Origin of the sequence: Spirosoma flavum, assembly GCF_042686045.1 — a bacterium.
In the GTDB taxonomy this organism is placed as follows: Bacteria; Bacteroidota; Bacteroidia; order Cytophagales; family Spirosomataceae; genus Spirosoma; species Spirosoma flavum.
Window position 1 is genome coordinate 1,292,077 of record NZ_JBHUOM010000023.1, and the last position, 9,556, is coordinate 1,301,632.

Here is a 9,556-nt window from a genome sequence, read left to right on the forward strand (position 1 = left end):
GTATAGATAGTACTTTATCTAATTGCTGTACTAGTTGCCTTACTTTCACCCTTTCATTCGTTAAAACTGTGGCTAGCGAACATGAAATCTTTGTCCTGATTGAGCAATTTGAGCGTAGACTCAGATCGCTTAGAGAGATTTGTACGGATGCACAAAAGCAGGTAGAACAGTTGGAACGGGAAAATTCCGTTCTACAAGGGAGTTTGAAAGAACAACAGGATTTAGTTAAGCAGCTACGGAAAAAACCTGTTATTTCGGAAAAAAATACACCAAAGTCGAAAGATGTTGGTATAATTGTAAAAGACAATCTGTCTGAGACAGATACGAAGGCTGAATTAAAACAACAACTCGACGAGTATATCCGGGAATTGGAACGGTGCATTGCTCACTTGAGTAGTTTGTCATAAACCCAAATGGGCTCTGGAGTATAACCAAATCTGAGCCGACTGCAGCGATGGAAGAATTGCCAATTCGCGTAAAAATAGCCGACCGATTCTACAGATTAGCCGTAGAACCGGACTCGGAAGCTATCGTACGCGAAGCCGCCAAGCTGATTCAGGATGAACTGAAGCAATACCGGGAAAAGGGCATGACCGATACACAGGAAGCCTTGGCAATGATAGCCTTCGACTGCTTGGTCACCAAGCTCAGAGGAGAACGACAAATGCAACGATTACAACAAATGGTGTTTGACAAAATAACTCAGTTAGACCAGGTAGTCACGCCGGTCATCACGACATAGAAAACGGCGGGCTTCCACCCCAAAATACCCCGAGTTGGCATTCAAGGCACTCGTATCGCAGCAGGTTGATGGTTAATTTTTTCAACACTAACGATATAGTCCGATGGACATTCCAGTTTGGTTAACGATTCTTGCCGCCCTTGTAATGGGTGGTATTGGCATATTGATTGGCCGCCAGATGATGGCGGGCGTTCGCGCGAAGCACGAGAAAGACGCTGAAGAGAAGGCAGCAGCTATTTTAAAAAATGCTGAAATACAGGCCGAGAACATTAAAAAAGACCGAATACTAGAAGCAAAAGAGAAATACCTGAAACTGAAAACCGAATTTGAAGAAACGACGAATCAGAAACGAAACTTACTTCTCCAAAACGAAACGAAACTTAAGCAACGCGAACAACAACTGGTCCAACAGGCTGACCAACAGCGCAACCGGGAAGGCGAATTGACCCAGCAGCGTAATGAAATTGGGCAGCAGAAAAATGGTCTGTCACAACAGACGGAGGCCCTGAACAAACGTCGCGAAGATGTGGACAGACGGCAGCAGGAAGCTGACCGTATGCTGGCCGATCAGGTAGCGCAACTCGAAAAAATTGCGGGCCTATCGGCTGATCAAGCCCGTGATCAACTTATTGAAACGCTAAAGGCTGAAGCCGAAACCCGAGCCTCTTCCTATATCAAAAACATCGTTGAAGAAGCAAAACTGACAGCCACCAAAGAGGCAAAAAAGGTAGTCATAGAAACTATTCAGCGGACGGCTACCGAGCACGCCATTGAAAATTGTGTATCGGTTTTCAACATCGAATCCGATGATGTAAAAGGTAAAGTTATTGGCCGTGAAGGACGCAATATCCGCGCCCTCGAAGCCGCTACGGGCGTCGAAATTATTGTGGACGATACGCCCGAAGCCATTATTATTTCGGGTTTCGATCCTGTTCGACGCGAAATTGCCCGGCTGTCGTTGCACCGACTCGTGCAGGATGGTCGTATTCACCCAGCCCGTATTGAAGAGATCGTTGCCAAAACCCGTAAGAACATTGAGGATGAGATCGTCGAAATTGGTGAGCGAACCGTTATCGACCTCGGCATTCATGGCCTTCATCCCGAACTAATTAAAATGGTTGGGCGAATGCGTTTCCGGTCAAGTTACGGCCAGAACCTGCTTCAACACTCGCGTGAGGTGGCCAAGCTTTGTGCGACAATGGCCGCCGAACTGGGACTAAATGCCAAATTAGCTAAACGTGCCGGTCTGCTTCACGACATTGGTAAAGTTTGGCATGAAGAAGCTGAACTGCCCCACGCCATTCTGGGCATGGAGTTGGCAAAAAAATATAAAGAGAATCCTGAAGTCATCAACGCGATTGGTGCTCACCACGATGAAATTGAGATGACGAGCATGATCTCGCCTATCGTTCAGGTTTGTGATGCAGTATCTGGCTCACGGCCCGGTGCCCGTCGTGAGATGATGGAGTCGTATATAAAGCGGCTAAAAGAATTGGAAGAGTTGGCGGGCAATTTTCCTGGTGTGACCAAATGCTACGCTATTCAGGCTGGACGTGAACTTCGCATCATGGTTGACGCCGACCACGTTTCTGACGAGCGGGCAGGAACGTTATCTTACGAAATTTCTCAAAAAATCGAGAAAGAAATGCAGTATCCTGGTCAGATCAAAGTAACGGTTATTCGAGAGATGCGGGCGGTAGCCTACGCCAAGTAGCTTGCCATCATCTTTACTAAACAAAAAAGGGCCAGCATTGGCCCTTTTTTGTTTTCCAACAAACCGGCATAAAATCTGTTTCTTTGCCTATCATAACTTGGTATACAACAAATGGATTTTTTAACCACCGTTTTACTCTTACTCGTCGGTGCAGGCGGGGGCGTTGCGCTAGCCAACACATTACGCAAACGTACGGGAATAACAACTGTTCGGCATGACTCGGTCTTGTTGCTGGAGCGTATCGAGAAAGTGTTCAAGGTTGTAATGGCAGAAGGGTATTTTTCGGAGATCTACAATTATCAGGACCAAAAGAAAATCTTATACCTTTTGAATGATCCTAAAAAAGCGATGGTCATTGCTAAAGCGAAAGTGCTGGTTGGTTTTGACTTTGCCAAAGTTCGATTTCGGGCATCGGACGATGGCGAAAAGAAGTTAATTATCGAATCGTTTCCCCAACCCGAAGTCTTGTCAATCGATACCGATTATAAGTTTTACGATATTCAGGCGGGCATCCTAAACCATTTTAGCGGGGACGACTATACCCAGATTCTGGACGAAGCCAAGCAGGCAATGAACGAGCGGGCCATGCAGAGCGATCTTCCCAAAATTGCCAATAATCAGATTCAGTATATGATGTATCAACTGGCGAGTTCAATGGGTTGGCAACTTCAATTACCCGAAGCCGAACAGCAACAATTAGAAACATTGAAAGAGAAAGCCGAACATACAATGCAGGCACCCATGTTTCTGAAGACTGGCAATGCCGAAGAAAATAAGTGAGATTCAACTTATTGGCCGCTTTACGGTTAAGTCAATAAGCCTAGAATCTCATGAAAAATCTATACTTGTATTGCCTGCTTTTCTCCCCAATTTTCGCTTACGCACAGGTAGACATCGACGGCTGGCAGTTCTGCCAGGCAGGAAAAGTTAACCATGCTACCCGACTGGCCGTTAACCCGAAGGCGCGACTAGCTTACCCCGGCGACGCATCTATTGACGTTACATACTACGGGCTCGACCTACACCTGACTACCGCTCCCGCCGGTTTAAAAGGAGCCGCAACGATTACACTTAAGAGCACGACGGCGACGCTAAGCAGTTTTTTTCTGGATCTAAATTCAACCACCGCTACAACGGGTGAGGGCTTGCGGGTGGATTCGGTAAAAGTTGGCAATCAAAAATTATCATTTCAACATGCGCAAAACAAATTAACGATTACACCCGCCCAGGCATTAGCCAATGGACAAGCCTTGACTCTAACGGTTTTCTATCAGGGCGTACCAAATGGGGCGGCTAATGGAAGTTTCAAATTTGATAAGCATGAGAATACAAGCGACCCTGTTATCTGGAACTTAAGTGAACCCTATGGCGCATCGGACTGGTTTCCCTGCCGGGATACACCCGCCGACAAAGCCGACTCGTCGTCGGTACGTATTACCGCTCCAGAACAGTTAATATCTGTTTCTAATGGCACACTCGTTAGCACGACTACCAATAGCGATCATACCCGAACCTACCTGTGGCGAAATAGCTATCCCATAGCCCAATATCTAATTTCGATAGCTGTGTCGAATTATGCGCAGTACGACACGCCATTTCCGTACGGGAATCAGACGATGCCCGTAACACATTATATATATCCCGAAAACCTCGCTCAGGTTCAGACTAGTCTCTCTTTGACACCCAAGATGTTACAGTTGTTTACAAATCGATTTGGTCCATACCCATTTCTGCGGGAAAAGTATGGTCATGCCCAATTTGCGAACAATAACGGTGGGATGGAACACCAAACGATATCGTCAATGGATCTTTCTTCCTTAACACCAACGGTGATTGCTCATGAACTGGCCCACCAGTGGTTTGGCGATAAAATTACCTGCCGAGACTGGCAAAATATCTGGCTTAACGAAGGCTTTGCCTCTTATGCCGAAGCAGTCTATATAGAATCAGTTAGTGGTCAGACGGGTTATCAGTCATACATGAACAGTTTCATGACTAGCGCCCGCAATGCTCGTGGTTCTATTTACGTGCAGGACATTAGCAATTTTAATAATATTTTTAACGGTAGCCGTACCTATGCTAAAGGGGCAACGGTTTTGCATATGCTTCGGGGAGTTGTGGGTGATAGTGCGTTCTTTAACATTCTACGCACTTATGCTGCTACACCAACACTGGCCTACAAAACCGCGGTAACCGAAGATTTTCAAACCGTAGCTCAACAGGTTTCAGGTAAAGATTTAGCCTACTTCTTTAAACAGTGGATTTACGGCGAAGGCTACCCAACCTACAAAGCAACAGTATCACCAGGCAATGTTGCCAATACGATAACCGTGAGACTGGAGCAAAACAATACCACCGCCAGTAACCCGACCTCATTTACTATGCCGGTACAACTGCAAGTAAAATCAGCAACGGGTGATACTACGGTGACGGTCTTTAACGACCGCGCCGATCAAACCTTTACGCTACCTACACGAGGTGTCTTTTCGGGTTTAGTCATAGACCCTAACAACTGGATTCTGAAAACTGTGTCCACAGTTACGCTATCCACGTCTACTATTGTGACAGCCACCAACGAACCTGCTTCAGGTAGCTTGCGGGTCTATCCGAATCCAACCACAGAAACAGTTTTGGTTGATTTTACTCTTTCGACAACTGGGCCGGCACGAATTCACTTGACGAATTCGCTGGGCCAGCGTGTCCAAACGTTGAACGAATTAACGCTTGCTCCGGGCAACTATACCCGAACCCTTACCTTGCGCGGCTTATCAGCCGGACGCTATACGGTAACGGTCGAAACATTAAGTGGTCTACAAAACCGGGTAGTTTTAGTGCGTTAGGGGTTTGCTCCCTTTATGAAAATTCCGTTGTTTATCGCTAGTGTAACAACTTCCAGTTTGTTATTCAGGCAAAATAAATTTGGCGATACTTCAATATATTATTGACCGAGCCCAAAAACATAGTCTAATGGTATTGGTCAGTTTTATTTCTCAAATTCTAATAAGTATTCATTCGAACTGAATGAAAACAAGAATCAATAACACTTAGTTTAAGTACCCATTAAATCAAATTTGGTTTAGTTAAGCATTAATTTGATGATTTTCTCGAGTCTATCGTCTTCGCTGATTGCATTAATAGAAAATAACGTGATAGAGCGAATCTATTGTTATTCAGCGAACTATGTGGCCCAGTGACCATTAATATAGAAGCAAAAGGGCCATTTCCTCAAAATAATTCGTCAACGGTTAACATTTTCCCGAATGGCTTGGTTTGTTATATATAAAGGTTGATAGCCTGGTCAACAAATGGTCAGGCTATTCTTATACAATCTCCCAGAATAACATCTATGAAAGTATCTGCCTCAACGTCCGTTTTAGTCAATGACGGCACTCTACTAGCTCCGTCAACTATATCGACAGTTGCACATCAGTCAGTTTATGGCGCTACAGCCAATGAGGTTCGTGATTTAATTTGCTTTTCGCATTTGCGTTGGAATTTTGTTTATCAACGGCCCCAGCATCTACTTACTCGGGCAGCGAAAAATTACCGTGTCTGGTTCATCGAAGAACCTATTTGGAGCGATACCTTACACATGAGTGTATCTCAGCAAGCTGACCGACTAACGGTGCTTGTCCCTCATCTTCCTCATGGCACCAAACCCGACGAAGCTATTCGTCTTCAACGGCAGTTGCTTGATGAATTTATAAAACGCGAATCCATCAACTCGTTTGTCGCCTGGTACTACACGCCAATGGCTTTACTTTTCAGCGATCATCTGCAACCAAGCATGACGGTGTATGACTGCATGGATGAACTATCGGCATTTTGGGGAGCACCTCCACAACTGCTAGAGCGAGAAAAACAATTGATGCAACGGGCTAGTCTGATATTTACAGGTGGATATAGCTTGTACGAAGCCAAGCAGAACCGGCATCCGCAAGTATTTGCCTTTCCAAGCAGCATCGACTTTAGTCATTTTGTAACGGCCCGCAGGCCGCAACCAGACCCAACCGACCAGCGGGCTCTATCCAGTCCCAGGATTGGTTTCAGTGGTGTAATCGACGAACGCTTCGATTATAAGCTTATGAATGAACTGGCCCAACGTCGGCCAGAATGGCAATTCATTCTACTAGGACCCATTGTTAAAATCAATCGTGACTTATTACCACATGGGCCAAATGTGCATTACCTGGGAATGAAGAGTTACAAGGATCTACCCATGTATTTAGCTAATTGGAACGTGGCTATATTGCCTTTTGCGCTAAATGAGTCGACGCGATTTATCAGCCCGACAAAAACGCCTGAATATTTAGCAGCAGGGTTGCCTGTTGTGTCTACACCGATTCGTGATGTTGTGCGCACATACGGAGGAAAAGATTTTGTTCAGATTGCCGATTCAGCCCAGGCGTTTGAAGCCGCTATCGAACAAGCGCTTACCACCAGCCATCTTAAGACCTGGTCGGCTATCGACGCTTTCTTAAATGAGAACTCATGGGATCATACCTGGAGCGAAATGAACCGTCTGATAATGGCTCAGCAAAGTGTTATGGTTGAGCAATAAGTTAGCAAGAATAGACTTTGGGTACTTAACTAGTTAAGTACCCAAAGTCTATTCTCCTTTTGGAACCACTAGTATAACACTTTCTTTCTCGACCAAAACCTGTCCCTCGGCTAGGCCTTTAGGTTTACGAACGTACTTTTTAGGAGTCACAATTACCGGGCATAAACTATCTGTTCGTCGTCTGGAATACCAGGCAGCTAACTCGGCAGCCCGTTCAATAACGCTTTTGGGGAACGTTCTACCAGCCTGATACTTCACGATCACATGCGAACCCGAGACGTCGCGGGCATGTAGCCAGAGATCATCTTTGTAGGCATATCTCTGCGTAAGCAAATCATTATTTTTTGCATTTCGCCCAATCAGAATACGAAATGTTTCATGCATTACCTCTTTAAATAAGGGTGCAGCTTCACCAGTACTGGCCAAAACGCTTTCGTTTAACAAGTTGTGCTGTTTAACGTAACGTCGAAGTTCCTTTAGGGTCTGTACAGTCTCTAAGTCGTTCTTTTGCTGGTCAATACGGACCAGTTCAGCTTCGCGGACAGTTACCTGATTTGTTAGATGCTGTTCTTCCAGCTTTTCGTTTTTCGCTTTGCGGTAAAAGTTCTCGGCGTTTTTCTGTGGGCTAAGATCAGGTTTAAGTTTAATGACTATTGGCTGATCTCGATAAAAGTCGTATAGAGTTAACCGTTCGGGCGATTTAGTACCAAGTGTAGGCAATATGTCGTGTAAATTAGCCATTAGTATATGGCCCATCTCTTCATGACTAGCGCCCTCATCTCTCAGCATAAGTCGCTGCATGGAGATATCAATCTGAGCTTCGGCCCGTTTTCGACGCTTTTCAATTAATCTCAGCAAATTTGCTTTCTCATGCTCAAACGTTGTTAAGCCGTTGAAGGCGATGTAAAACCGGTTTGATGCTTCAAGTGGATCGCTAAACTCACGCTGTGGCGGGTCACCGGCCTGCTCTTTAAAGGGCAGTAGGCTAAGCGTTGGCTTATGATCCAACCGAAGTAGGTAATAGTTTGGCTGTTCCAGTTGTCGCAAAACATCCTGAATTACAGCCCATTGGTCATTCTTCCCTACCTCATCGTCCTTTCCTCCCTGCTCCTCGATCCACCTGTTTACGACTTTACCAAACGTTGGGAATAACTTTCGGCGGTCAAAGTTGGCCTGCTCGAAGGCTTCGTAAGACTGATCAATAGACCGGTCAAATTTATCAAATAGCAGTTGCTCATCAGTTGCCAACTGACGGTTGAATAAATCAACAACCTGGTTACCATGGAAGGCAAGCAGGTTAGGTCGGTTACCAAAGAATTTGAACAATAACGAGAAATTATCTTCCAGCATAATAGCCAAACAGCGTTCATTCAGAAATGACCGCACGCCTATAACGGCCCGCTCCTTACCTACTCCACCAATTACAGAGTCAAACAGATCTACACTGTTTGTACGGGCACGCTGCACGGTTTCAGGGAATAGTAAACCGGAGAAATCAGGCCGAAGTGTTGCTTTAATATGAAAAGGCTTGTAATAATTAATTTTTCCCCTCGCTTGGGCAAATACGAGCACAACCTCATCCCGATCCTGACTAAAACACTCCATAAATCGAAGGCCCTGTACAGGTGTATCAGGCTCGGTTAGAGTAGGAATAGAACTACTCAGCAAATGCGATTCAAGGGCCGGTGCGAGTTGCCGGAGAAAGTAGTAATTCGTGTGCATAATAGCACAAAAATACACCCGAAGCAGGCTGACTCCATCAAATAGTAAGGTACTTATGTACTTAATGGATTTTTGACTGTTGCCAGATGGTATTTTTTAATACAATCAATGGTAGATGAGATGGCAAGTGCTACAATACTGCTGCGATAACCGATGCCCTACTGTAACTAATGGATCGGTTACCGCCGAATCAGAAACGGAATGGCAACTGCCGACAGCTATACACAAAGATGCGAAAACCAGAAGCCAACTATAGATCCAAAAAAAGGATATTTTTTATAAATTACTACCAGATGTATTCTTCTGGGACCATTTCGGCGCAGGAACAAAAGAAAAACAGATCACCTTAAGTGAATTTTCCATTAGCGGTGGGCTAGGTTAACCTTAGTAAGTTCCTGTCGTTTATGACCTTGTGAATCGGTTATTTCAACCGCTTTCACTTGTGGATTGACCAACAAGGTCCGGGCTGATTGCGACAGAAACGAGGTGCCATAACTCAACTCTACCTTTTGTTTTCTCCCATCAACAAAAGTTAGCAGCGCCGACGCATCGGTTGGGCGTAGCCGTAGGCTCGTAGCCGGGTTACGATTGCGAAATATGCATAGCCGACCTCTGTTTTGCGTGGCAATCACTAATTCACGACCTTTACTGTCGGTCAGCTGCGCTAGCCCTTTGGCATTGCCAGGCACATAAAAACCACTAGTGGCCATAGTCTGTGCCGTAAAATTACCCTCACCATCCCCCCGAAGAAATAACCCGTTCAGCGCATCGTAGCGCCCCGCCTGAACTTCTCCCCCATAATCGTTACCCACCAGCA

The 9,556-nt window shown here is 45.4% G+C and carries 7 protein-coding genes and 1 pseudogene; 6 read left to right on the plus strand and 2 right to left on the minus strand.

Features of this window, described 5'->3' with window-relative positions:
* Positions 1-68 precede the first annotated feature (68 nt).
* The 6 genes from ACFS25_RS26170 to ACFS25_RS26195 all read left to right on the plus strand — a co-directional run bounded on the left by ACFS25_RS26170 (position 69) and on the right by ACFS25_RS26195 (position 7,017).
* On the plus strand, positions 69-407 hold the full coding sequence (locus ACFS25_RS26170) for a hypothetical protein (RefSeq protein WP_381506997.1): 339 nt from the start codon (positions 69-71) through the stop codon (positions 405-407).
* 47 nt (positions 408-454) lie between these two features.
* On the plus strand, positions 455-742 hold the full coding sequence (locus tag ACFS25_RS26175; RefSeq protein WP_381507000.1) for a cell division protein ZapA: 288 nt from the start codon (positions 455-457) through the stop codon (positions 740-742).
* 103 nt (positions 743-845) lie between these two features.
* Complete coding sequence (rny, locus tag ACFS25_RS26180) at positions 846-2,456, plus strand: ribonuclease Y (RefSeq protein ID WP_381507004.1); 1,611 nt, start codon at positions 846-848, stop codon at positions 2,454-2,456.
* Positions 2,457-2,567: 111 nt separating this feature from the next.
* Positions 2,568-3,236: a DUF4230 domain-containing protein gene (locus ACFS25_RS26185; RefSeq protein WP_381507007.1), complete on the plus strand. Its 669-nt coding sequence runs from the start codon at positions 2,568-2,570 to the stop codon at positions 3,234-3,236.
* A gap of 50 nt (positions 3,237-3,286) precedes the next feature.
* Positions 3,287-5,296, plus strand: a complete 2,010-nt coding sequence (locus ACFS25_RS26190) for a M1 family aminopeptidase (RefSeq protein ID WP_381507010.1) — start codon at positions 3,287-3,289, stop codon at positions 5,294-5,296.
* 506 nt (positions 5,297-5,802) lie between these two features.
* Complete coding sequence (locus tag ACFS25_RS26195) at positions 5,803-7,017, plus strand: glycosyltransferase family 1 protein (RefSeq protein ID WP_381507013.1); 1,215 nt, start codon at positions 5,803-5,805, stop codon at positions 7,015-7,017.
* 48 nt (positions 7,018-7,065) lie between these two features.
* On the opposite strand, the gene ACFS25_RS26200 is transcribed toward ACFS25_RS26195, so the two are convergent.
* A complete protein-coding gene (locus ACFS25_RS26200) occupies positions 7,066-8,739 on the minus strand; it encodes an NFACT RNA binding domain-containing protein (RefSeq protein ID WP_381507016.1) in 1,674 nt (557 codons plus the stop codon).
* Positions 8,740-9,101: 362 nt separating this feature from the next.
* Positions 9,102-9,556: pseudogene (locus ACFS25_RS26205) on the minus strand (RNA-binding protein); the annotation flags it as partial.